At 42.3% G+C, this 24,421-nt stretch carries 23 protein-coding genes and 1 pseudogene; 2 read left to right on the forward strand and 22 right to left on the reverse strand.

Annotated elements, in window-relative coordinates:
- Nucleotides 1-4: 4 nt before the first annotated feature.
- Nucleotides 5-189 (forward strand): annotated as a pseudogene (locus LG372_RS09750) (hypothetical protein).
- Between the two features lie 27 nt (nucleotides 190-216).
- Here the strand turns inward: LG372_RS09750 and LG372_RS02300 are convergent.
- From LG372_RS02300 to LG372_RS02360, 13 genes are all read right to left on the reverse strand, one after another.
- On the reverse strand, nucleotides 217-1,527 hold the full coding sequence (locus tag LG372_RS02300; RefSeq protein WP_042750975.1) for an LCP family protein: 1,311 nt from the start codon (nucleotides 1,525-1,527) through the stop codon (nucleotides 217-219).
- Nucleotides 1,524-2,372, reverse strand: a complete 849-nt coding sequence (gene pheA / locus LG372_RS02305; RefSeq protein WP_125416441.1) for a prephenate dehydratase — start codon at nucleotides 2,370-2,372, stop codon at nucleotides 1,524-1,526. Before pheA ends, LG372_RS02300 begins: the two co-directional genes overlap by 4 nt.
- A complete protein-coding gene (locus LG372_RS02310) occupies nucleotides 2,369-2,845 on the reverse strand; it encodes a shikimate kinase (protein WP_225742019.1) in 477 nt (158 codons plus the stop codon). The genes pheA and LG372_RS02310 overlap by 4 nt, the downstream gene beginning before the upstream one ends.
- Complete coding sequence (gene aroA, locus LG372_RS02315) at nucleotides 2,838-4,121, reverse strand: 3-phosphoshikimate 1-carboxyvinyltransferase (RefSeq protein WP_225742020.1); 1,284 nt, start codon at nucleotides 4,119-4,121, stop codon at nucleotides 2,838-2,840. Before aroA ends, LG372_RS02310 begins: the two co-directional genes overlap by 8 nt.
- A 91-nt stretch (nucleotides 4,122-4,212) precedes the next feature.
- A complete protein-coding gene (locus tag LG372_RS02320; RefSeq protein WP_225742021.1) occupies nucleotides 4,213-4,551 on the reverse strand; it encodes a YlbF/YmcA family competence regulator in 339 nt (112 codons plus the stop codon).
- 10 nt (nucleotides 4,552-4,561) lie between these two features.
- Nucleotides 4,562-5,665 carry a prephenate dehydrogenase gene (locus LG372_RS02325; RefSeq protein ID WP_225742022.1) on the reverse strand — a complete coding sequence of 368 codons (1,104 nt, stop codon included), beginning with the start codon at nucleotides 5,663-5,665 and terminating at the stop codon, nucleotides 4,562-4,564.
- A gap of 9 nt (nucleotides 5,666-5,674) precedes the next feature.
- Complete coding sequence (aroC, locus tag LG372_RS02330; protein WP_225742023.1) at nucleotides 5,675-6,841, reverse strand: chorismate synthase; 1,167 nt, start codon at nucleotides 6,839-6,841, stop codon at nucleotides 5,675-5,677.
- A 9-nt stretch (nucleotides 6,842-6,850) separates the two neighbouring features.
- Complete coding sequence (aroB, locus tag LG372_RS02335; RefSeq protein WP_225742024.1) at nucleotides 6,851-7,918, reverse strand: 3-dehydroquinate synthase; 1,068 nt, start codon at nucleotides 7,916-7,918, stop codon at nucleotides 6,851-6,853.
- Nucleotides 7,919-7,936: 18 nt separating this feature from the next.
- Nucleotides 7,937-8,791 (reverse strand): shikimate dehydrogenase, encoded by an 855-nt coding sequence (locus LG372_RS02340; RefSeq protein ID WP_225742025.1) that lies wholly within the window; start codon nucleotides 8,789-8,791, stop codon nucleotides 7,937-7,939.
- Nucleotides 8,781-9,458 (reverse strand): type I 3-dehydroquinate dehydratase, encoded by a 678-nt coding sequence (gene aroD, locus LG372_RS02345; RefSeq protein ID WP_225742026.1) that lies wholly within the window; start codon nucleotides 9,456-9,458, stop codon nucleotides 8,781-8,783. The genes LG372_RS02340 and aroD overlap by 11 nt, the downstream gene beginning before the upstream one ends.
- Nucleotides 9,455-10,618 (reverse strand): class I SAM-dependent rRNA methyltransferase, encoded by a 1,164-nt coding sequence (locus LG372_RS02350; protein WP_070478378.1) that lies wholly within the window; start codon nucleotides 10,616-10,618, stop codon nucleotides 9,455-9,457. The genes aroD and LG372_RS02350 overlap by 4 nt, the downstream gene beginning before the upstream one ends.
- Before the next feature lie 198 nt (nucleotides 10,619-10,816).
- Nucleotides 10,817-12,451, reverse strand: coding sequence for a hypothetical protein (locus LG372_RS02355; protein ID WP_225742027.1), 1,635 nt, complete (start codon nucleotides 12,449-12,451; stop codon nucleotides 10,817-10,819).
- Nucleotides 12,432-13,181, reverse strand: coding sequence for an ABC transporter ATP-binding protein (locus LG372_RS02360; protein WP_225742028.1), 750 nt, complete (start codon nucleotides 13,179-13,181; stop codon nucleotides 12,432-12,434). Before LG372_RS02360 ends, LG372_RS02355 begins: the two co-directional genes overlap by 20 nt.
- 177 nt (nucleotides 13,182-13,358) lie before the next feature.
- Here LG372_RS02360 and LG372_RS02365 point away from each other — a divergent pair, with 177 nt between their 5' ends.
- On the forward strand, nucleotides 13,359-14,813 hold the full coding sequence (locus LG372_RS02365) for an alpha-amylase (protein ID WP_225742029.1): 1,455 nt from the start codon (nucleotides 13,359-13,361) through the stop codon (nucleotides 14,811-14,813).
- Between the two features lie 89 nt (nucleotides 14,814-14,902).
- On the opposite strand, the gene alaS is transcribed toward LG372_RS02365, so the two are convergent.
- The 9 genes from alaS to LG372_RS02410 all read right to left on the reverse strand — a co-directional run bounded on the left by alaS (nucleotide 14,903) and on the right by LG372_RS02410 (nucleotide 24,415).
- Nucleotides 14,903-17,521: an alanine--tRNA ligase gene (gene alaS / locus LG372_RS02370; protein ID WP_225742030.1), complete on the reverse strand. Its 2,619-nt coding sequence runs from the start codon at nucleotides 17,519-17,521 to the stop codon at nucleotides 14,903-14,905.
- A 21-nt stretch (nucleotides 17,522-17,542) separates the two neighbouring features.
- Nucleotides 17,543-18,028 carry an LURP-one-related/scramblase family protein gene (locus tag LG372_RS02375; RefSeq protein ID WP_225742031.1) on the reverse strand — a complete coding sequence of 162 codons (486 nt, stop codon included), beginning with the start codon at nucleotides 18,026-18,028 and terminating at the stop codon, nucleotides 17,543-17,545.
- A 274-nt stretch (nucleotides 18,029-18,302) separates the two neighbouring features.
- Nucleotides 18,303-18,554, reverse strand: a complete 252-nt coding sequence (locus LG372_RS02380) for a hypothetical protein (protein ID WP_004259830.1) — start codon at nucleotides 18,552-18,554, stop codon at nucleotides 18,303-18,305.
- A 149-nt stretch (nucleotides 18,555-18,703) separates the two neighbouring features.
- Nucleotides 18,704-19,774 (reverse strand): ABC transporter substrate-binding protein, encoded by a 1,071-nt coding sequence (locus LG372_RS02385; RefSeq protein WP_000737956.1) that lies wholly within the window; start codon nucleotides 19,772-19,774, stop codon nucleotides 18,704-18,706.
- Nucleotides 19,771-20,544, reverse strand: coding sequence for an ABC transporter permease (locus LG372_RS02390; protein ID WP_225742032.1), 774 nt, complete (start codon nucleotides 20,542-20,544; stop codon nucleotides 19,771-19,773). The genes LG372_RS02385 and LG372_RS02390 overlap by 4 nt, the downstream gene beginning before the upstream one ends.
- A complete protein-coding gene (locus tag LG372_RS02395) occupies nucleotides 20,541-21,347 on the reverse strand; it encodes an ABC transporter permease (RefSeq protein ID WP_000753801.1) in 807 nt (268 codons plus the stop codon). The genes LG372_RS02390 and LG372_RS02395 overlap by 4 nt, the downstream gene beginning before the upstream one ends.
- A complete protein-coding gene (locus LG372_RS02400) occupies nucleotides 21,328-22,485 on the reverse strand; it encodes an ABC transporter ATP-binding protein (protein WP_000742895.1) in 1,158 nt (385 codons plus the stop codon). Before LG372_RS02400 ends, LG372_RS02395 begins: the two co-directional genes overlap by 20 nt.
- A gap of 159 nt (nucleotides 22,486-22,644) precedes the next feature.
- The gene (murB, locus tag LG372_RS02405; protein ID WP_225742033.1) at nucleotides 22,645-23,550 is read right to left on the reverse strand and encodes a UDP-N-acetylmuramate dehydrogenase; all 906 of its coding nucleotides are present in this window, start codon (nucleotides 23,548-23,550) and stop codon (nucleotides 22,645-22,647) included.
- A 112-nt stretch (nucleotides 23,551-23,662) separates the two neighbouring features.
- Nucleotides 23,663-24,415, reverse strand: a complete 753-nt coding sequence (locus tag LG372_RS02410; RefSeq protein WP_225742034.1) for a YhfC family intramembrane metalloprotease — start codon at nucleotides 24,413-24,415, stop codon at nucleotides 23,663-23,665.
- Nucleotides 24,416-24,421 lie beyond the last annotated feature (6 nt).

Here is a 24,421-nt window from a genome sequence, read left to right on the forward strand (position 1 = left end):
TCTAGTGGTAAAGTTGTTTGATTTGTGTTATAGTGAATAGGCATGGGATAGACTTTCTAAATGGTTTATTAAGCAATTCTATTTTACAAAGACTACCACAACCATGTAAAAAAGCAACGGCAAATCCGTTGCTTTTTTTGAGATAAGAGACTATTGTCCAAGGATCGTTATTTTATATTTAAAGTATAGTTTTTTTATTTGGAATTTTGTCTTATCTTATCTCATTCCCATTTGAGAAAGTTTAGTTTGATATTTATTTTGGTCTACTAAGAGTGCCTGTCCTCCATAAACATCATAATCATCTACCCAATCACCTAGTTCTGGAACCGTTAATCTCTCAATGCCATTTTGCGCTCCATCTAGGAAGGATAAACCATTTGTCAATAAGAAACTATAGGGAACATTCGTAGAGGTCATCCCAAAGACCTTACCAAGTGCTTCTGATCCAGTAAAAAGTTTAGTTGGATCCTTGAGTTGCTGCAGAACAGCTGTCAGCACTTGCTGTTGTCTCTTGGTACGACCGTAATCACCTTCATCATCATCACGGAAGCGAGCATAATTGAGCAAGGTTGAACCGTTCATCTGCTGTTTTCCAACTTTGATAGTCTGGGTTGGAGACTCTGTTTCTGTAGCATGCAAGTCATCTCCCACCGTAGCTTCGGTTAAAGGTTGACCTTCTAAGGTTGAGAATTTGGCATCAATCGTCACCCCGTCAGGGAAGAGAGTGTCAATAGCGGTTGCAAAGGCCTGAAAATCAACCAAGGCATAGTACTTAATGTCCAAGTCAAAATTATCTTTCAATACTTGGCGAACCATTTCTGCTCCTTTTTGGCCTTCCTGTTCCCCTAGTTCATAGGCTACATTTAACTTGTTATCTGTTTGTTTCTTTCCATTGATAATCTTACTATATCCATCAATATAAACTAAGTTATCACGCATGAAGCTGACCAGCTTAATTTTCTTATCTGAGCCACCAACGTTTAAGACCATAATAGAGTCCGTTCTTGTTTCAGCACTATTTTGGCCAATCCGTCCATCCGTCCCCATAATCAAAATATTAACCCCATCCTTGGTATCTTGACCATGAAAAACTTCTACTTGAGCTGCCTTAGCATTGGCAGGTTTATTTTGATCCGCATTTGAATAGCCTTTTAGGAACATAAAAATCATGCCAAAACCGACACAGGCTAGAAGGGCAAGCAATCCTGCAAAAATGCGCCCCCAACGAATCTTACGTTTTTTGGACTTAACCTTTGGAAGAGGATGACTTTTCTGATATTTTTTTGCACGACTACGGTTACCGTAGGTTGGAAGAGGAGACTGATTGATTGGTTCCATGAAAGAATCTTCCATATCGTGATTTTCATTATGAATTTCTGGAGAAACTTCACTACCACTAGCCATATTTAACTTACCTTGCAGGTAAGCAAACTCTTTTTTCTCTCGCTCATTGAGGTAATGAATGTTCTTAAAAAGATAGTCATAACGTAACTGCTCGTGATGGCTTAAAGGATTTTCTTTACTCATCTTCTCTCCTTTCCATGGTCTGATATTGGATAAATGGGATAGGCACCCAGAACCTTATACTGGATTCCGATGGCTTCTAATTCTTTTTGGGCAAAGTGGACCAAGTCCTTATCAGCATAGTCCACATCAATAATGAAAAAGTATTCACCCAGTGCTGTCTTGAGTGGCCGACTTTCAATTTTTGTCAGGTCAATTCCTCTCCAAGCAAAGGTCGACAGAGCCTTATAAAGGGCACCTGGAAGGTTGTCCGGTAAGGTCAAGGCCAAAGTCATTTTCTCAGTTTGTGCTTTCAAGGGAATAGAAGACTTTTCAGCTCCCAAAACCCAGAAACGTGTGAAATTGGCTTCCATTTCTTGAATATCCTCGGCAATCAGTTCCAAGCCATATTCTTCAGCAGAACTTCTTGGTGCAATCGCTGCATAAGGATGGTCTGGATGTTCAGAAATAAAACGGGCTGCATAAGCTGTACTAGCTGTTACCTCGATTTGGGCCTCTGGATATTGTTCATCGATGAATTTCTTTCCTTGAGCCAAAGCCTGTGGATGTGAAAAAATCTTTTCAATCTTAGTATGGCCTGGAACCACCATCAACTGCTGATGAATAGGCTGAACGATTTCTGCAACTGCTTGAATGCGAGCCTGATGAAAAAGGTAGTCCAAGGTTTCATGAACACTACCTTCGATAGAATTTTCAACTGGCACCACAGAATAGTCCACCAAGCCTTGCTCATAGGCCTTGATAACATCTGTAATATTGGCAAAGGCTTGCAATTCCTCCTGAGGAAAAGCTGTCTGCACAACGTGGTGTGAAAATGATCCCTTGGGACCTAGATAAGCAATTTTCATCTCAGTTCCTCTATAATTTCCTCTGGGCTTAGCTTGGTCACATCCAAAACCCGACTGGCAACTTCCTCATACCAAGTCTGTCTTTCTTGGAAAATAGCTGCTAATTCTTCCTTGCTATTATTTAGAAAAAGCGGGCGCTGATTGTCTTTATCAGCTGATATGCGTTGGTAGAGGGTGTCAAAATCAGCTTTCAGGTAGATATTATCAGAATTTGTCTTTAGTAAGTCACGATTTCGCTGAGAAATAACCACTCCCCCACCAGTTGACACAACTTGGTCTCTTTGTAGTAAATCAGCTAGGACTTCTGATTCTATCTGACGAAAGGCTTCTTCTCCCTTTTCCACGAAAAATTCCGCAATGGACATACCTAAGCGTTTCTCAATCAGGGCATCCATATCAAGGTAATTAGGGTCCAAGCCTCTTGCAATAGTCGATTTGCCAGCCCCCATAAATCCTAGTAATACCTTAGTCATGAATCAAGCTCTCCAAATCATCAAAGAAGCTAGGATAGCTGGTATTGATAGCTTCAGCACGGTCAAGCTCCACTTCTCCATCAGCAACCAAGAGGGCTGCAATGGCTGTCATCATTCCGATACGGTGGTCTCCAAAAGTATTGACTCTAGCACCGTGAAGGGCTGATTTTCCTTTGATAATCATTCCATCTGCTGTAGGTGTGATATCCGCACCCATGCTATTTAAAGCGTCTGCCACAACCTGAATGCGGTCTGTTTCCTTAACCTTAAGTTCCTCAGCATCCTTGATAACTGTTACACCTTGGGCTTGTGTCGCAAGTAGAGCGATAATGGGCAATTCATCAATCAATCGTGGAATCAAAGCGCCACCAATCTCTGTTCCTTTCAGGTCTGAAGACTCAACAGTTAAGGTAGCAGATTTAGCGACTGGCTCAATTTCAGTAACTTCTAATTTTCCACCCATGGCACAAATGACATCGATAATACCAGTACGCGTTTCGTTGATGCCCACATTATTAAGCACCACACGAGAATTTGGAACAATCAAACCTGCGACCAACCAAAAGGCTGCACTGGAAATATCTCCTGGTACGACCACCTTTTGTCCTGTCAATTTTTGCGGTCCTTGAACTGTGATTTTCTTGCCATCCACACTTAAATGACCACCAAATTGTTGCAGCATATCTTCAGTATGATTACGAGTGCATTCTTTTTCGATAATTACAGACTCCCCCTGGGCCTGCAAGGCTGCAAACATCAAGGCTGACTTGACTTGGGCAGAGGCAATTGGCAACTCATAATGAATAGGTCTTAGGTTTTTCGTCCCTTTTAAATGAAGGGGAGGAAGGTCTCGCTCAGTTTGCCCTGAAATGCTGACGCCCATTTTTTTCAATGGAATCGTCACACGGTCCATAGGACGTTTGGAAAGACTGTCATCTCCAAACATTTCTACTTCAAAGTCTGCACCAGCAAGAACACCTGAAATCAGGCGAATCGAGGTGCCAGAATTTCCCATATCAAGGGCATTTTGCGGAGCTTTTAAACCATCCATACCTACACCTTGAATGGTAATAACCCCATCTTTGTCCTCAATTTCAACACCAAGGTCACGAAAAACCTGCATGGTCGAAAGAACGTCTTCACCTCGCAGAATATCATAAACCTTGGTCTCACCCTCAGCCAAACTTCCAAAGATTATGGAACGATGGCTAATAGACTTGTCACCTGGAACTCGGATACTGCCGTGTAAGTGGCTAATGTTTGTTTTTAGTTTCATACTGGACCTCATACTTGCAATACTTTTACTTATTTTATCATAAAAAGCCAGAAATTCCTTAAAAATTTCTGACTTTATGATAGTTATTTTCTTATTTTAGCAATTCTGAAATTGGTTCGAAAACGATTTTTTCAATGTCAGAAAGGTAAATTGCCAATTGTTGTTGCTTAGTAAAGAATTCTGATAAGAGGCTATTTCCCTGAATCTGCTTGCCAAAGTTTTCCATTTTCGCTTGAAAGGAAGCATCTGGCATTTGACCTGTCTGCGCTAGTCTTTGAATTTCCTCTTGGAAAGCAACATATTCTGTAAAGATTTTGCTTGCCTCAGCATCTGCTGAAATCGCATCTTTAGCTGCTTTAACAGCCTTGTATTCTGGTAATTCGCGTAGACCGCGACTGAGTTCATTTGCACTATCGTAAATATTTGACATGATTTTCTCCTTATTTGATAACGACTGTGTAGTCGGTATTTTCTGTTATTAGCTGCTCGGCTCGTTCCAAGTCTTGAGCATTTTTAAATGAAATTTGTAGGATCCCGTGAATATCCTCACGGTTTTCCTCGTTGATATGGATGTTAACCAAGGAAGTTCCACGTAGTAATTCCAAGATTCGTAAAATAACGTCTTCCTCATCGGGAACGTCAACATAGAGGTCATAAGAACTATCCACACCACCACGCTTATGGATTTCCATGGCCTGACGTTGTTCACGCGCTTGGTTGAAAAAGTTCCAAATCTGCTCTTCATCTCCCTTGCTGATGGCTTGTCCAACCTCATCTAAGCGTTCCTTAAAATCCTCAATTCTCTCTAGGATAGTCTCACGATTGGACAAGAGAATGGAAGTCCACATACCTGGCTCGCTTTCCGCAATTCGAGTCATATCTCGAAAACCACCAGCCGCAAAGCGCCTTGCCATCTCATGTTCTTGAGCATAAACCGCAGTCTGTTCCATGAGACTGGAAGCCAGAATATGAGGAAAATGGCTAATCTGAGAAGTCACACGATCATGCTCCTTGGCATCAATCACGATAAAACGAGCATGAAGACCTGAAAGCAGATCCTTCATTTCCGCAAGTGTGTCAGAACTTGTCAGGTTCGAAGGTGTAAAGATATAATAGGCATTTTCAAAAAGATTGACATCCGCAGAAGCAGCCCCTGTCTTATGACTACCAGCCATGGGATGGGCCCCGATAAAGCGAACAGATTTGCCAGCCAAATACTGCTCCGCTGCATCCACAATTGCTGACTTGGTCGAACCAGCATCTGAAATAATGACCCCTTCTTTCAAGTCCAAGTTGGCCAATACCTTAATGAAAGCAATGGTTTGTTTGATTGGCAAGCTGAGAATGATGATATCTGCCATAGGAGCAAAACTGGCAAAATCATCCGTTGCACGGTCAATCATACCTTCTTTCAAGGCAATATCTCTCGAAGCTTGACTGCGATTATAACCTAAAATTTCATAATCTGGATGATCGCGTTTGATACCAAGTGCCATCGAGGCACCGATCAAACCAAGACCTGCGATATAGACTGTTTTTGCCATAGGAACTCCTTAATAGTTCTTTGTATAGTCTCGGTGTTTGGCCACTGCTTCTTTTAATTCCTCTAGGTTATCTGATGAGAATTTTTCAAGGATTTCTTGTGCCAGAACCGTTGCCACAACAGCTTCCATAACTACACCTGCAGCTGGAAGAGCAGTCGGATCACTTCTTTCAACAGTTGCCTTGTAGGGTTCATGGGTTTCGATATCCACACTCATAAGTGGTTTGTAGAGAGTAGGAATGGGCTTCATCACGCCTCGAACAACAATGGGTTGCCCATTGGTCATACCACCTTCAAAGCCCCCTAGATTGTTGGTACGACGAGTATAGCCGTCTTCTTTAGACCAGAGAATTTCATCCATGACCTGGCTACCTTTGCGGTAACCAGCTTCAAATCCAAGGCCAAATTCCACCCCTTTAAAGGCATTGATAGAGACAACAGCTTGGGCCAATCTTGCATCCAATTTTCTATCCCATTGTACATAGGAACCAAGACCAACTGGAACACCTCCAACGACTGTCTCCACAACCCCACCGATGGTATCACCGTCACGTTTGATTTGATCAATATAATCCTTGATTTCCTGTTCTCTTTCTTGGTTGACAATAGAAACTTCAGACTGGGCAGCTCGTTTCTTAATCTCAGCAACTGTGAGACTCTCAGGAACATCGATTTTCTTGCCACCAAAGACCACGACATGGTTGGCAATCTCCATATCCAGCTCAGCCAAAAGTCGTTTAGCTACAGCCCCAACTGCCACCCGCATAGTTGTTTCACGAGCTGATGAACGCTCCAAGGAATTTCTCAAATCATCAAAACGGTACTTGATGCCCCCAACCAAATCGGCATGACCTGGACGAGGATGGGTGATTTTTCGTTTGCTTTTAAGGCGTTCTTCAATGTCTTCCGCAGACATAATATCCAGCCATTTTTGGTGGTCCTTATTTACGACATCCATGGTAATAGGCGCCCCTGTCGTCTTTCCATGGCGAACGCCTGAAGTAAAGACAACTTGGTCGCTCTCAATCTTCATACGTCCGCCACGACCGTAGCCACCCTGACGGCGTTTAAGGTCCTCATTGATATCCTCAGCTGTCAAAGGGAGTCCAGCTGGAATTCCTTCAATAATAGCCGTCAGACGGGGACCGTGTGATTCTCCTGCAGTTAAATATCTCATAAACTCTCCTTATTTTACCAAGTAGTCTTTCATCTCTTCCAGAGAAACTGGGCGAATGGTCGCTGAACCGAGCTCTGGTACCAAGATCAATTTCAAGGTATTGCCACGCGCCTTCTTATCATGAGTCAAAGCCTGATAAAGCTTGTCAACATCCCAGTTTTCATAGTCAATAGGCAAGCCAAATTTCTGACACATCTCTGTAATAGACTGAGTTATGCCAGCTGGCATGAAACCCTTTTTCTCAGCAATCTTGGAAATCTGCACCATGCCCATGGCCACAGCTTCTCCATGCATGACCTTGCCATAACCGGCAGTTGCTTCAATGGCATGACCAATGGTGTGGCCAAAATTGAGGTAAAGACGTACACCATTGTCCAACTCATCCTCAACTACCATCTTGCGCTTGACCTGACAAGAATGTTCAATCAAGGTCTCTGCATGTTCCAGAATGCTATCAACAGAACCATCTAGCTCCGTCAAAATTTTCCACAGTTCTGGATCCTCAATCAAGCCGTACTTGATGACCTCTCCCATCCCTTCAATCAACTCTCTTTTTCCGAGTGTTTCAAGGACAAGCGGATCAATCAGAACCCCATCTGGTTGGGCAAAGGTACCCACCATATTCTTAGCAAATGGAGTGTTGACACCTGTCTTTCCGCCAATAGAAGAATCCACCTGGGCTGTCAAACTAGTCGGAATCTGAACAAAGTGAATACCCCGCATATAGGTAGAGGCTACAAAACCAGCCAAGTCCCCAACGACACCACCACCGAGAGCCACGATTCCATCGCTACGAGTCAGATCTTGCTTGACTAAAAATTCATAGACTTTCTGGACAGTGGTTAAATTCTTTCTTTCTTCGCCTTCTAAAAAGTCAAAAACTGCTACCTGAAAACCAGCATCTTCTAGGCTGAGCTTGACCTTCTCTGCATAAAGAGAAGCTACATGGTTATCTGTCACAATGACTACCTTTTGTGGTTGCCAGAGTTCTCGCAACCATTGACCAGCCTGAGCCAGACAGCCTTTTTCAATCTGAATATCATAAGGATGATGAGGAATATCGATTCTGATTTTCATAGGAGAATCTCCCTTTCTTTATTGGTATTTTTCTGTTAAGGACTGCCAAATTTCTTCTGTCGGCATTTCCCTGCCTGTCCACAGTTGAAAAGCTTCTGCAGCTTGATAGAGCAACATTCCCAGACCATTGACGGCTGAATTACCCTGACTTCTGGCCCATTTTAAAAATGGTGTTTCAAATGGTTGGTAAATGATATCTGCTACTAAGAGAGTTTCTGATAGAACAATGTTTTCAGGAACTGGAGATGATTGACCATCCATGCCCACACTGGTGGCATTGACCAGTAAATCAGACTCAGCAATCCTTGCTTGCAGTTCAGGAACATCTTCTAAAGCATACAAATCCACTTTAAAGCCTGTCTGCTCCTGTAACTTGTCTAGATAAGGTCTTATTTTTTCCATAGAAACTGAACGAACAAAGACAGAAATCTGACTGACACCATCCAAAATAGCTTGTGCCAAGATAGACTTGGCCGCACCACCTGCACCCAGCAGGGTCATCTTTTTACCTGAAATTGTAAAAGAAGGCAAGCTCTTAAAAAATCCCTTGCCATCTGTATTATATCCAATTAAATTGCCATTTTCATTGACAACCGTATTAACCGCACCAATCAAGCGCGCTTCGTCACTCAGCTCATCCAAATAAGGAATCACTTGCTCCTTATAGGGCATGGATAGGTTGATACCAAACATCTGGTAGCGACGAATATTAGCCACTGTGACTTCCAAATCACCCGCTTCAATCTCCCAAGCCACATAAGCACCATTGGTAGCTGTCGCCTCAAAGGCCCTATTGTGAATAAAGGGGGAAATCGAATGCTTAATAGGATTGGCAACAACGGCAGCTAAACGTGTATAGCCATCAAGCTTCATCCAAAATCTCCCTGATTTTTTTCATGTTAGCTAAGGAAATCTGCCCTGGGGCACTAGCCTCATCCAGACTGGCAAAAGACCAGCTAGAACCTGTCACATCCGCAGTGATACGAGAAACCTTGCCCACCTTGCCCATAGAAATGGTCACATATTCCTGTTCAGGATTGAGGGTTTTAAAGCCTCGTGTATAGTTCATCAAGTCTAAGACATCCTGCTCCGTATGAGCCATCACCGCAACCTTAACAAGTTTTGGATTTAGGCTCGTCAACTCTGACAAGATTTCCATCATATTTTCAGGTGTTTCTTGGAAATTATGGTAACTCAAAACAAGATTTGGGAAGTCCAGCATTTCCTCAAAAACATCCTTGTAGCTATAGTACTCAAAATCAATATAGTCTGGTTGATAGAGTTGCGCCACTTCCTTGATTAGATGGATATATTCTTCTGAAGAAAGTTCGATTTCTCCCCCTTCAGCGCGAGTTCGCAGAGTGAAAACCAACTCACGACCTGCAAATTTTTCAAAAATAGCTGGAGCTACCTGCAAAATCGCTTCTTTAGGCAGATAGTCGGCACGCCATTCAATGATATCAGCATCCTGGTACCTCGTGGCATCCAGAGCCTGGGCCTCCTCTAAACTTCTTGGCATTACTGAAACGATTAATTTCATTTACTAACCTTCATACTAATCACCTTGAGGTAATTACTACTTTCATCTTTTTTATTATAGGCAAAATCTGCTGGAAGACCGTATTTGTTTAAAATTTGGTAACTTCTTCCTGCAAAGCCTTTATCAATTTGTTCTGTAAATTTCTGGCGGGAAACATTGGCAGCATTGGTACTAGCAATGATAATCCCTTCCGGATTTAAAATCTCAAGACTCTGGGAAATCAACTTGTGATAATCCTTGGCCACAGAGAACGTTTGTTTTTTGTTCCGAGCAAAGCTAGGCGGATCTAGGACAATCACATCATAGGTCAAGCCTTTTCTCTTAGCGTATTTAAAGTATTCAAAGACATCCATGACTATAAAACGATGGTCGTCGGTGCTGATTCCATTTGCCTGAAAATGCGCTTGAGACAATTCTCGTGAACGTTTAGCTAGGTCAACCGAAGTAGTCTGGCTTGCTCCTCCCATGGCCGCAGCTACTGAAAAGGCTGCTGTGTAGGAAAACATATTGAGCAAGGATTTACCCATAGCCAATCCATCCACTAAACTACTGCGAACTTCATGCTGATCTAGGAAAATCCCTGTCATCAAGCCATCATTCATAAAGACTTGATAGAGGACACCATTTTCCAAAACAGTGAAGAAGTCAGGTGCTTCTTGACCATAAACATGGGCAGATTCATAGTCCAAACCCTTAAAGCGGATCTTCTCATAGGTTCCTAAGACCTCAGGAAAAACCTGTCTAAAGGCTTCTGAGATGGTCTGACGAATCTGATAAACATAAGAGTTATACCAAGAAAAGACAGCATAGTCGCCATAAAGGTCCACTGTCAGACCGCCAAAGTCATCTCCCTCTTGGTTGAAGAGACGAAAGGCTGTTGTCAATTCATCTTGATAGTAGGCTGTTCTCTTTTCTTTAGCTTGTCTAAACAGCGTTTCAAAGAAAGCTTGATTGAAGGTCACCTTGTCTTTGCTGACAAACCAGCCCAAGCCCTTGTTTTGCTGAGAAAGGTAGGCAGTACCAAGAAAGGTGCCTTCTTGACTATGGACTTCTACCTCCTGATCCTTGAGATTGATATTCTCAAGATCGCTGGCTTCTAGTAAAACTAGTCCCTTTGAAAGCTTTTTTTCAACCCGTTTGTTGACTCTTATTCTATTCATAGTCACTATTATAGCAAATTTTGTGACAATTCTCAAAAAAGAAACTACCCTTGCTTTTTTACTCTTCTTTTAAAAATGGTTTATTAATACTAATAAAAAATTAGAAATAATTGTGTGAGAGTTACAATAAAAAATGCTCTTCCAAGAACGGAGGAGCATTTCTTTTTATAAAATTTATCAAGCAAGCGACCAACTAGCTCATCTTTTTTCTATTTCTACCAATATGCGTGACAGGTAGTAATGATAGCCAAAAATAGCAAGACCAAGTAAGAGGATAAGAGCTCCTACTCCCAAGCTGATGGCAAGGACAGGGGCGAGAGACTGAACCAAGAACAAACTTGCTATGACTAAAATCATTAAGATAACACTATAAATTAAGAGTAAAACTATTGCTACTATACGATTTGAACGGTTCACCAGGTCCGTAATGTTACTCCAATTGGTTGACAAATTTTTCACGTCCTTAAGGTAATGGTGGCAAGAAAGGATGACACTGGCAAGGAACCATGCCACAAGAAGGTAAATCATCGAAAGGATGGGCAAACCTAAATATAGAGAAAGACCAAGTAAAGTCAGAACTGGTAAAAAGGACTGGACAGCAAAGATAATCCAAAATTTCACTTTCACATAACGAGCAAAGTCAAAGGGTAAACTCTTCAGAAAATCAACATTTTCCCTCTCTAAAGACAAGGCAATTGAAGGCAGGCTGGTGATATTGTTATTGACAACTGCTATAAACAATCCTATAAAAAACAAGGGTAACCAGTATGGAGGATGGATGTCTGGAACTATCTGAGAATCTCGGATTTTGGAAATCAGACCGATCATCATGAGATAAGGAAGGAAAGCACTTGTAAAAAGCACTGTAATCACGCCAGTCCCCTGTCCCAAAAGGGTGAGGTGGTAGCGCAAAACCATGCGGAAAAAGCCCTTTTTAGTAGTTGAAATCCCCTCCTTGCTGCGACGTTCTTTTTTGAGCTTCTCCTCACTATTAAGCAGAATCACGTCATAAAAACGAGGAAGGACCTTCTTTTTGGTCAGATAAAGCAGGAAGAGAGTTAGTCCTATCCAAGCTAACAGACCCAGTATGGCTTCTGTCGAAAAAGGCTCCACTGCTATTTTGTAAAAGATATGAAGAGGATAAAGAAGAGGTGGAATGTCTCTAACTCTGTCAACAATACTTCCAGAAGTCGACTGTAGAAAGAAGACAAATAATAAAGGCATGAGAACCCCTATCCCAATCATCACATTGGCAAAAATAGACTGGTACTTTCTAAAAACGGTAGTTTGAGCCAAGAAATGCACTAGCACTACCATCACTAGAGTCACAGAGACAAATAATAAGGCCAAGGACAGCAACATCAAAGGCAAGCCCAGCCAAATAGAAGGAGCTAGCCTAATGTAGAGGACTAGAAAATAAGCTAGGATTGGTACAATTCCAGTTAGAGCTGGCAAGAGTACAGACAGGCCTTTAGCAATTATAATCTCTGATTCTTTAAAGGCATAGGGTCTATACGATGCCAAGTCCTTACTCTCATAAAAGACATTGTAAAAGGCAGTGAAAGCCGTTGAAAAGGCAAGCACCAATAAAATAGCAACCATGCTACTAAAAAGACTTGGCATTTCCTCAAAAGGAAAATGAAAGGCTATATTTATAAACAAGAGTAGCATCAAAATACTGGAAAAAATGTAAGAACTTAGGACTCTAGCGGAAACATTTACTTTTTTCCCGGGATTCTTAGCCTGCTTCTTTCGTAGGTTAGCCAGATTCGCTTCTTTAGATGAATAGAGGATATTGATATCAACTAATTTTTTAATGACCTTGAGACGCATCTGTAACCTCCTCTTTTCTACCGGCAAGGCTAAGGTAGATACTTTCCAAAGACTGGTCTGGGTGGTCTTTTCTCAAGTCCTCAACGCTGCCACAATAAATCAAATGCCCCTTTTTCAAGATGGCAATCCGATCACAGACTTGCTCAGCAACTTCGAGTACATGGGTTGAAAATAGGACAGTCTTGCCTTTTTGCGCATGTTCCTTCATCATCTGCTTCAAATCAAATGCAGCCTGAGGATCCAAACCAGTCAAGGGTTCGTCCAAGACCCAAATATCAGGATCAGACAAAAGCGCCCCGATGACAAAGACTTTCTGACGCATTCCGTGAGAAAGGGTTTCAATAACCTGATAACGGTTTTCAGCAAAATCAAAAACCTTCAATAGCCTAGCTAGACTAGCCTCCAAGTCAGAGTTACTCAAATCATAGGATGAAGCAATCAATTCCCAAAATTCATTGGCCGTTAAACGTAAAAATAAGTCAGGCGAGTCTGCAACGTAGCCAATTTTTCGTTTGATAGCCAAGCGATTTTCCGATAAATCTAAACCGTCTACCAAAATACGACCACTGCTGGGTGAAATGATACTGACTAGAGATTTTATAGTGGTCGATTTCCCAGCACCATTATGGCCAATTAAGCCCATAATCTCTCCATTTTCAATCTGCAGATTGAGATTGCTCAAGGCCTCTTTATCACCATACAACTTACTAACATTTTGAAATTCAATCATGAGCTGACTCCTATCTTTATCTATGTAATTTACTATTATTATAGCGCTTTCATTTTAAAAATCAACATTTTATATAAAATAGTCAAAAACTTATTATTCAGCATTACGCAAACGTTTGAGTAAGCTAGAACTTTATGATAGAATAAAGAACAAGATTGACAAGTAAGAGGAAACATCATGCAAAATCAAACACTTATGCAATACTTTGAATGGTATCTGCCCCACGACGGCCAGCACTGGACGCGTCTAGCTGAAGATGCTCCACACCTAGCTGATCTGGGGATTAGCCACGTCTGGATGCCACCAGCTTTTAAGGCAACCAATGAAAAAGATGTCGGCTATGGGGTCTATGACTTATTCGACCTAGGAGAGTTTAACCAAAAAGGGACTGTCCGCACCAAGTATGGTTTTAAAGAAGACTATCTTCAAGCCATTCAAGCTCTAAAAGCACAGGGAATTCAACCTATGGCCGATGTGGTGCTCAATCACAAGGCTGCTGCTGATCACATGGAAGCCTTTCAGGTTATTGAAGTGGATCCTGTAGACCGTACAGTTGAACTTGGAGAACCCTTCACCATCAATGGCTGGACTAGCTTTACCTTCGATGGTCGCCAAGATACCTACAATGACTTCCACTGGCACTGGTACCACTTCACAGGTACTGACTATGATGCCAAACGCCGAAAGTCTGGGATTTATCTCATCCAAGGGGACAACAAGGGGTGGGCAAATGAGGAATTGGTCGATAATGAAAACGGTAACTACGACTACCTCATGTATGCCGACCTAGACTTTAAACATCCTGAAGTCATCCAAAATATCTATGACTGGGCTGACTGGTTCATGGAAACGACTGGTGTAGCTGGTTTCCGCTTGGATGCCGTTAAACACATTGACTCTTTCTTCATGAGCAATTTTATCCGTGATATGAAGGAAAAATACGGTGAGGATTTCTATGTTTTTGGTGAATTCTGGAATCCTGACAAGGAAGCCAATCTGGACTATCTTGAAAAAACGGAAGAACGATTCGACCTTGTTGATGTTCGTCTCCACCAGAATCTCTTTGAAGCCAGTCAAGCTGGCGCAAACTATGACCTTCGCGGCATTTTCACAGATAGCTTGGTTGAACTCAAACCTGACAAGGCTGTAACCTTTGTCGACAACCACGATACCCAACGTGGTCAGGCTCTTGAGTCTACTGTTGAAGAATGGTTCAAACCAGCAGCCTATGCCCTCATTCTATTACGCCAAGACGGCCTTCCATGTGTCTTTTACGGAGACTACTATGGGATTTCAGGGCAGTATGCTCAACAAGATTTCAAAGAAGTCCTTGACCGCCTCCTAGCTATCCGAAAAGATTTGGCTTATGGAGAACAAAATGACTACTTTGATGATCCAAACTGTATTGGTTGGGTACGCTCAGGTGTTGAAAATCAATCCCCAATCGCAGTCTTGATTTCAAATGACCAAGAAAACAGAAAATCAATGTTTGTCGGCCAAGAATGGGCTAACCAAACCTTTGTAGATTTACTTGAAAACCACCAAGGTCAAATTACAATTGATGAGGAAGGTTATGGACAATTCCCAGTCTCAGCTGCTTCGGTAAGTGTCTGGGCAGCCAATACAATCTAATAGTCAATAATTATCAAGCCAGGTCCAATCGGATTTGGCTTTTTTGCATTCACAAAAAGACCTACCCAAATGGATAGATCTTTATTTTCTTACAATTTACCTGCTACGGCATCCAACAATTCTTGAATCTTAGCTTGGTTGCTTCCTCCTGCCATGGCCATGTCTGGTTTACCACCACCACGTCCATCGACGATTGGTGCCAATTCTTTGACAAGGTTTCCTGCATGAAGGTCTTTTGTCTTGCTTGCTACAAGGACATTGACTTTGTCACCGATAGCAGCAACTAGAACAAGAAGATCAGAGTAGTCTTTTTGTTTCCAGTTATCCGCAAAGGTACGAAGGGCACCTGCGTCTGATACAGAAACTTGGCTTGCAATGTAACGGTGTCCGTTAACTTCCTTCACATCCTTGAAGACATCACCTGCGGCTGCAGCTGCAGCTTTTTCTTTCAACTCAGCATTTTCTTTTTGAAGTTGACGAAGTTGTTCTTGAAGTCCTTCTACCTTGTGAGGCACTTCCTTGACTTGAGGTGCTTTCAAGGTTGCTGCGACTGCTTTAAGAGCATCTTCTTGTTCACGATAAGCTTCAAAGGCTTCCTTACCAGTCACTGCCAAGATACGGCGAGTTCCTGATCCGATCCCTTCTTCTTTGACAATCTTGAAGAGTCCAATCTCAGAAGTGTTACCAACGTGGGTACCACCACAAAGCTCGATAGAGTAGTCACCGATAGTAACAACACGGACTTCTTTACCGTATTTCTCACCAAAGAGAGCCATAGCTCCCATTTCCTTGGCAGTGTCAATATCTGTTTCAACTGTCTTCACTTCAAGAGCTTCCCAGATTTTCTCGTTGACTTGCTGTTCAATCGCACGCAATTCTTCTGCAGTTACAGCTTGGAAATGGGTAAAGTCAAAGCGAAGGAATTCGACTTCATTAAGAGATCCTGCTTGTGTCGCGTGGTTTCCAAGGATATTGTGAAGGGCAGCGTGAAGCAAGTGAGTCGCAGTGTGGTTTTTCATAACACGGTGACGACGATTTGTATCAATTGCCAAAGTGTATTCTTGGTTCAAGGCAAGTGGTGCAAGGACTTCAACTGTATGAAGAGCTTGTCCGTTTGGTGCTTTTTGAACATTTGTCACAGTAGCCACAACCTTACCTGACTCATCCAAGATTTGTCCGTGGTCAGCTACCTGTCCACCCATTTCAGCGTAGAATGGCGTTTCCGCAAAGATAAGTGAGGCAGTTCCTTCTGAGACAGCTTCTACTTCTGCATTGTCAGCCACGATAGCCACCAATTTAGAAGATAATTGGCTAGCATTGTAGTTGAAGACACTTTCTACAGTGATGTTTTGAAGGGTTTCATTTTGCATACCCATTGAGCCACCCTTGACAGCTGAGGCACGCGCGCGTTCTTGCTGTTCTTTCATGGCTGCTTCAAATCCTTCACGGTCCACAGTCATACCAGCTTCTTCAGCGATTTCTTCAGTCAATTCAACTGGGAATCCATAAGTGTCATAAAGTTTGAAGACATCTGAACCAGCAATGACAGATTGACCTTTTTCTTTCAAGTCTGCTACGATGCCTTGGGCAAAGTGTTGACCTGAGTGTAGGGTACGAGCAAATGATTCTTCTTCGCTCTTAACGATTTTTTCGATAAAGTCACGTTTCTCAAGCACTTCTGGGTAGTAGCTTTCCATGATTTTTCCAACAGTTGGAACAAGTTTGTAAAGGAAAGGCTCGTTGATACCCAATTTTTGACCATGCATAGAGGCACGACGAAGGAGACGACGAAGGACATAACCACGACCTTCATTTCCAGGAAGGGCACCATCACCGATGGCAAATGAAAGAGAACGGATGTGGTCAGCGATGACCTTAAAGCTCATGTTGTCACCATCTTGATCATAAACCTTACCAGATAATTTCTCCACTTCACGAATGATCGGCATGAAGAGGTCCGTTTCAAAGTTGGTCTTAGCCCCTTGGATAACGGCCACCAAACGCTCCAAACCAGCGCCCGTATCAATGTTCTTATGTGGCAATTCCTTGTACTCGCTACGAGGAACAGCAGGATCTGCGTTAAATTGTGACAAAACGATGTTCCAGATTTCGATGTAACGGTCATTTTCGATATCTTCTGCAAGCAGGCGAATACCGATATTTTCTGGGTCAAAGGCTTCTCCACGGTCAAAGAAGATTTCTGTATCTGGTCCAGAAGGTCCTGCACCGATTTCCCAGAAGTTGTCCTCGATTGGAATCAAGTGACTTGGATCCACTCCCACTTCAATCCAGCGGTTATAAGAATCTTTATCATCTGGATAGTAGGTCATGTAAAGTTTTTCAGCTGGGAAGTCAAACCACTCAGGGCTTGTCAAAAGCTCATAGGCCCAAGTGATGGCTTCGTCACGGAAGTAATCCCCGATAGAGAAGTTCCCCAACATTTCAAACATAGTATGGTGACGTGCAGTCTTCCCTACGTTTTCAATATCGTTGGTACGAATAGCCTTTTGGGCATTGGTAATACGTGGATTTTCAGGGATGATGGTCCCGTCAAAGTATTTCTTAAGGGTTGCTACCCCAGAGTTGATCCACAAAAGAGTTGGGTCGTTTACAGGAACCAAGCTCACTGATGGTTCTACTGAGTGACCTTTTGTCGCCCAGAAATCAAGCCACATTTGGCGTACTTGTGCACTAGATAGTTGTTTCATATTGTCTCCTTATTTACTTGTTTAATGTGATTGGCTTTCCAGCATTTCCACATAGTCAATCGCGACACAGAGGGAAATGACTAGGTCTGCATAAGCGTCCTCAAGGACGGTTACGGTATAGGTAGAGGTCAGATGGAAGAGTTCCTTCTTAATTTCTGCAATCAGCTGATCGCAATCATCCAGCAATTTGAAATTCAAATCCCAGATATTGCCCTCGATACGAAGACCTAGATTATCAAACTCATACTTATCTCGCCAGAAGGTCAACTTCTTACGAATGACAAAACTCGATCCGTCCTGAAGCTGAATCTCAAAACGAGGAAGCAAGGTCAAGATTTCTTTACTAATCTGACTGACTTGGTTACCAAATGCATCATAGATGGTAAAAGTTTTGGGAATCTTAAAAAATGATCCCTCCACCTGATAGGCAATTTCTCCCCTGTCATCCTTGATAGCGAAGCGTTCGCCTCCAAGACGAAACTTTTGTTTGACAAGAAATGTTTTCATCAACACCTCCAAAAAATCAAAAGACAAGCTCATATCACGAAGGGCGAAAAACCGCGGTACCACCTTCATTCAATGAACTTGTCATTCTCTTGTTCTTATGCAATTGTATGATTGAGTAGCATGAATTCCTAGCTTAGATGGCTCGCAGCACCGCCACTTCTCTGGACTAAGACAACTGAAAATCAATTCTCAACTTTCTTATTATAACGTTTTTTTAAGCTTGCGTCAACTGGAAATGATTCCTATTTAAATAACCTATTACCTACATCTCAGATTACTTTTTCAGAATATACTTTTTCTTACTGCTATCACTCTTTTTATCCCAACTTTTATCCCAAAGTTTTGAATTGTTAAAGATAGCTACGAAAATATTTGCAAATATAAAGAACCCTATCACCAAATGTATGGAATCAGTTGTTAGGTATTGTCGATCCAAACCATCCTTTAAATGGAATAGTATAATTGTTTCGTCAACAATCAAAAAGGTTGGCCAATAAAATTTTTTGAAAAAAGTAGATATTTTCATTATTTGTTACCGCTTTCTGTAAGGTTAAACTTAGTATACTACTGGGAAAGAAAATAAGCAACTATCATAGAAAAAGATACCGTTACGAAAATTGCCTTTTATTTTTTAAAAAACGAACCAGCTTGACTGATTCGTTTTCTTACGTTCTCCTACTTCCGATACATTTTAAATTGTAGGAAGAGGTCGCTGTATTTTCCTGTCCATTTATGGTCAAATTTCTCATAAACTTCTAGGTGTTTCATGGTTTCAGCATCTGGATAGAAGGCTTTATCTTCTTTTTTCTCCTCTGGGAGTAATTCCTTAGCTGGTAGGTTTGGTGTTGAATAGCCGACATACTCTGCATTTTTGAGAGCATTTTCAGGTTTCAACATAAAGTTGATAAAGGCATAGGCTGCATCTTGGTTTTTGACTGTTTTGGGAATGACCATATTGTCAAACCAAAGGTTGCTGGCCTCAGTCGGTACCACATAGCGTAGGTTTTCATTTTTTTCTAGCATTTGGCTGGCTTCTCCAGAGAAGGTCACACCGATTGCAGCGTTATTCTGAATCATGTATCCCTTCATCTCGTCCGCCACAATAGCCTTGATATTTGGAGTCAGTTTGTAGAGTTTGTCTACTGTCTCTTCTAACTGCTGGGTATCCTTGGAGTTGAGGCTGTAGCCTAGCGAATTGAGTCCTAGTCCCAGTACCTCACGTGCCCCATCAAAGAGCATGATAGAGTTCTTATACTCTGGCTTCCAGAGGTCATCCCAATGCTCAGGCGCCTCATCTACCATGGTTTCATTGTAGACAATTCCCAAGGTTCCCCAGAAGTAAGGAATGGAGAATTTATTGCCTGGGTCAAAGGACTGGTTGAGGAACTCTGGTCCGATATTTTCAAGACCTTCAAGTTTTGAATAGTCAAGCGGTACCAAGAGGTCTTCGTCCTTCATCTTGTTGATCATATATTCACTTGGGATAGCAATATCATAGGTCGTTCCACCCTGCTTGATCTTGGTATACATGGCTTCGTTAGAGTCAAAGGTCTCATACTGGACTTGGATGCCTGTTTCTTCTGTGAATTGCTCCAAGAGTTCAGGATCGATATAGTCTCCCCAGTTGTAGATAACCAATTTTTGACTATCTCGACTATTGATTTTACTATCTAGATGAGTCGCAATTCCCCACAAGACGAGGATAATGGCTACAATTCCTGCTAAAAATGAATAGAGTTTTTTCATGCTTGCTCCTCCTTCTCACGTGAGATAAAGTAATAACCAACAACTAGGATAATACTAAAGAGAAAGACAAGGGCAGACAGGGCATTGATTTCTAGCGAAATCCCCTTGCGAGCACGAGAGTATATCTCGACTGACAGGGTTGAAAAGCCATTTCCCGTTACAAAGAAGGTCACGGCAAAGTCATCTAGCGAATAGGTAAAGGCCATGAAATAACCTGCAATGATAGACGGAGTCAGGTAAGGAAGCATAATTTCCTTGAACATCTGAAATTGACTGGCACCAAGGTCATAGGCAGCATGAATCATATCGCCATTCATTTCCTTAAGACGTGGCAAGACCATCAAGACCACGATAGGAATGGAGAAGGCCACGTGACTAGATAGAACAGTCAAAAAGCCAAGTGAAAACTTGAGTTGGGTAAAGAGAATCAAGAAGCTGGCACCAATCATAACGTCAGGCGCAACCATGAGGATATTATTGAGTGAAAGAAAGGCTTCTTGGTATTTCTTACGAGACTGGTAGATGTAAATGGCACCAAAAGTCCCGATAATGGTCGCAATCAAGGCTGACAGGAAGGCCAAGAAAAAGGTCTGAGTCACAATCAACATAAGGCGACCATCGCCAAACATAGTTTTAAAATGGCTCAAGCTAAAGCCTGTAAAGCTATTCATGTCATTGCCTGCGTTAAAGGCATAGCCAATCAGGTAAAAGATTGGCAGGTAGAGGACAAGAAAGACCAGTCCCAGATAAATGTTGGCAAATTTTTTCATCGTTCTCTCCTTTCCTTAGTCACCCACATGGTGATGAACATGGTCAGGATGAGAATCACACCGATGGTTGAACCCATACCGTAGTTGTCATTGGTCAGGAAGTTCTGCTCAATGGCAGTCCCCAAGGTGATAACGCGGTTCCCACCAATCAAACGGGTCAGCATGAAGAGACTCAAGCTGGGAATAAAGACAGACTGAACTCCACTTCTCACACCGTTCATCGATAGAGGGAAGATGACATGTCGGAAAGTCTCCCACTTGGTCGCACCGAGATCATAGCTGGCATTGATGAGGTTGTTATCCATATCGTCCAAGACATTGAAAATTGGCAAAATCATAAAGGGAAGCTCGATGTAGCTTGCGACAAAGATAAAGGAGAAATCGGTAAAGAGCAACTGTTGTGAACCGATTCCGATAAATTCCAAGAATTGGTTAATAGAGCCATTCTGACCAAAAATCCCGATAAAAGCATAGGCCTTGAGGAGCAAATTGATCCAGGTTGGCAGGATAATCAGCATGAGCCAGAGTTGACGGTGCTTGAGACGGGTCAAAAAGAGGGCTGTTGGATAGCTGATAAGCAGGGTCACAAAGGTTACAATTCCTGCATAGAGTACAGAGTTGAAACTCATTTTAAGATAGGTCAAGTTTTGTGACGCAAAGTAAGACTTATAATTTTCTAAACTAAACTGACCTTCAATATTGAAAAAGGATTGTCCGAAAATCAAGACCAAGGGTGCCAATACAAAGAGGGCAATCCAGAGCATGTAGGGCACTACAAAGAGTTTAGAGCTTGTTTTCTTCATCTCTCTCCTCCTCGATTGCATTGATCAGACCTGCTTCTTGCTCTTCAATTTCCACGTATTCTTCGATACGGGCATCGAACTCTTCCTCGGTTTCGTTGAGACGCATGATGTGGATGTCTTCTGGTTCAAAGTCCAGACCGATTTCCTCACCCACGATGGCCTTACGAGTCGAGTGGATCATCCATTCATTTCCAAGTTCGTCATAGGCGATAATTTCATAGTGAACCCCACGGAAGAGCTGGGTATCGACCTTAACTTGGAGCTTGCCTTCTTCAGGAAGGGTAATGCGCAAGTCTTCTGGACGAATCACGACCTCAACAGGTTCATTTGGCTTCATCCCACCATCGACCGCTTCGAAGCGTTTGCCATTAAACTCAACCAAGTAGTCCTCAATCATGGTACCTGGCAAGATGTTTGACTCGCCGATAAAGGTGGCAACAAAATGGTTAATTGGCTCATCGTAGATGTCAACAGGTGTTCCTGACTGGACAATCTCTCCATCATTCATAACGAAAATCCAGTCACTCATGGCCAGGGCTTCTTCCTGATCGTGAGTGACAAAGACAAAGGTAATGCCCAATCGTTGTTGTAGTTCACGCAGTTCATACTGCATGTCTGTTCGCAATTTCAAGTCCAGCGCTGATAAAGGCTCGTCTAGCAAGACCACACGGGGTTGGTTGATGATGGCGCGTGCAATAGCCACACGCTGACGTTGTCCTCCAGAGAGTTTACGGATGGAACGTTTTTCGTAACCTTCCAACTGAACCATCTTGAGAACTTCCGCTACGCGTTTCTCGATTTCTTTCTTGTCAATCTTACGCAAGCGAAGTGGAAAGGCAACATTTTCAAACACATTCATATGTGGAAACAAGGCATAGGATTGGAAGACCGTATGGACGTCTCGCTTGTTGGTTGGGATGTCATTGATACGGACACCATCCAGCAAAATATCTCCTGTCGTCGCATCCAGTAAACCTGCAATAATGTTTAGGATGGTTGATTTTCCTGAACCAGATGCGCCTAGAAGAGTATAGAATTTCCCTTCTTCCAACTCAAAGTTGATGTCTTTGAGAACCTTGGTGTTGCTGTCTTCAAAAACTTTAGAAACGTTTTTGAATTCAATAATTGGTTTTTTCAATTGTCATTTATTCCTTCTTTTTCATAGATTAACAGATTAGGGCTCTGTCAGGCCGCTACTACCTCGTGTAGGAGATTGAACTGCCTACATTCTTCTGCACTGACGATAGGCTTTCACCCCCTTTCCATGACATAGCAGCAGCTTTTTAGCCAAAGCTTCCTACTTGCTTTCACCTAAAATACGGACTTCTCTCTCAAGAGTAACGCCAGAGTGTTCCTTGACTTTTTCGATCACAGACTCAATCAAGTCCTCGTAGTCTTTAGCCGTTCCGTCAGCAACATTGATCATAAATCCTGCGTGCTTTTCAGACACTTCAACACCACCGATACGATAGCCTTTCAAGCCAGCTTCTGAAATTAATTGACCTGCAAAATGACCTACTGGACGCTTAAAGACCGAACCACAAGATGGATATTCTAAAGGTTGCTTGAGTTCACGTAGATGCGTCAAACGATCCATTTCTTGCTTGATAACCTGATGGCTTCCTGGAGCAAGGGCAAATTTAGCTGACAAGACAACTGCACCAGACTCTTGAATAGCTGAATGGCGGTAACCAAAAGCCAAGTCCTTGACAGACAGGGTCTCGATTTCTCCGTCCTTAGTCAAAATCTTACAAGACTGTAAGATGTGGGCAATCTCGCCACCATAGGCACCTGCATTCATAAAGACAGCACCGCCGACGCTCCCCGGAATGCCACAAGCAAACTCAAAACCAGTCAAACTATGACGAAGGGCAATGCGTGTTGTTTCAATCAAGTTAGCACCAGCTTCAGCTTCGATGGTATAGCCATCAACAGAAACATTATTGAGCTTGTCACACAAGATGACAAATCCACGAATTCCACCATCACGAACGATGATATTGCTGGCATTTCCAAGAACCATCCAAGGGATATTTTCTTGATTGGCAAATTTGACAACGCGCGCCAACTCAAAACGATTTCGTGGAAAGACCAGATAATCAGCCTCTCCACCTACTTTTGTATAACTATAAGTATGCAAGGGTTCCTTGAAACGAATATCAATCCCTTCTAAGATTTCAAGCATTTTTTCTTTTACTGACATGACACTCTTCCTTTTACAAAATTCATTCCATTATACCATTTTTAATACCATTTGACGACCCTAAAAAAATCTTGGGCTTATTTTAAACAAAAAAGAGGTTTCCCCCTTTTTCTTATGATTTTTTACAAAAGATTGCCTTTGTTCCATAGGCAAGCAGAACAAGTTCAAGTGCTAGGACAACTTCAACCAAGACTGGATTGGTCAACCAGCCAACTTGGGCAAGAGATGGTGCCAGGTCAAAGAAGGCATGTAGGCCATAGGCTGCTAGGAGATAAATCCATTTCTTCTGGCGAACAGCTTGGTAAACCCAAACAGTCAAGAGTAATTGGAAACCTAGGGCCAAGATTCGCTCAAAAGCAAGCAAATAAATCTGCCAGACTGATAGTGACTGAATAGTTTTCAACATATTTTCAGACAGCAATTGCATGACCTGTGGATTCTGAGTTTGAACTGCTGAGAGAACGATGTAGAGATTAATCAAACTAGTAAGACCTAGGAAAATCAACTCCAAACCACCATGACCTAACCCATAAGCCAAGGCATCTGCCTTTTCCAAACTTCTTTTTTTCTCCAACCATTTGAAGAAAACAAGGCGAGCTGTTTCCTCAAAAAATGCTGCCATGGCTAGGCCATAGATGATATAGACAAGCGGATGGTCTCGCAAGAGGGCAATACTACCGTCTTTTTGAGGATGTAAAACCAAGATATGCACCAGTTTTTCTAAAATCTGTGAAGAGACAAAGAAGGCAACAGCCCCCAAGCCCAAGACAGCTAGATTAATCTGGTGTTTCTTTTTGGCATACCAAATGCTTCCTATCAAGAAAGCCAGCAACAACACCATGGTAATGATAATATGAATGGTCATTTTCTT

Source organism: Streptococcus sp. Marseille-Q5112 (assembly GCF_916700555.1).
In the GTDB taxonomy this organism is placed as follows: Bacteria; Bacillota; Bacilli; order Lactobacillales; family Streptococcaceae; genus Streptococcus; species Streptococcus symci.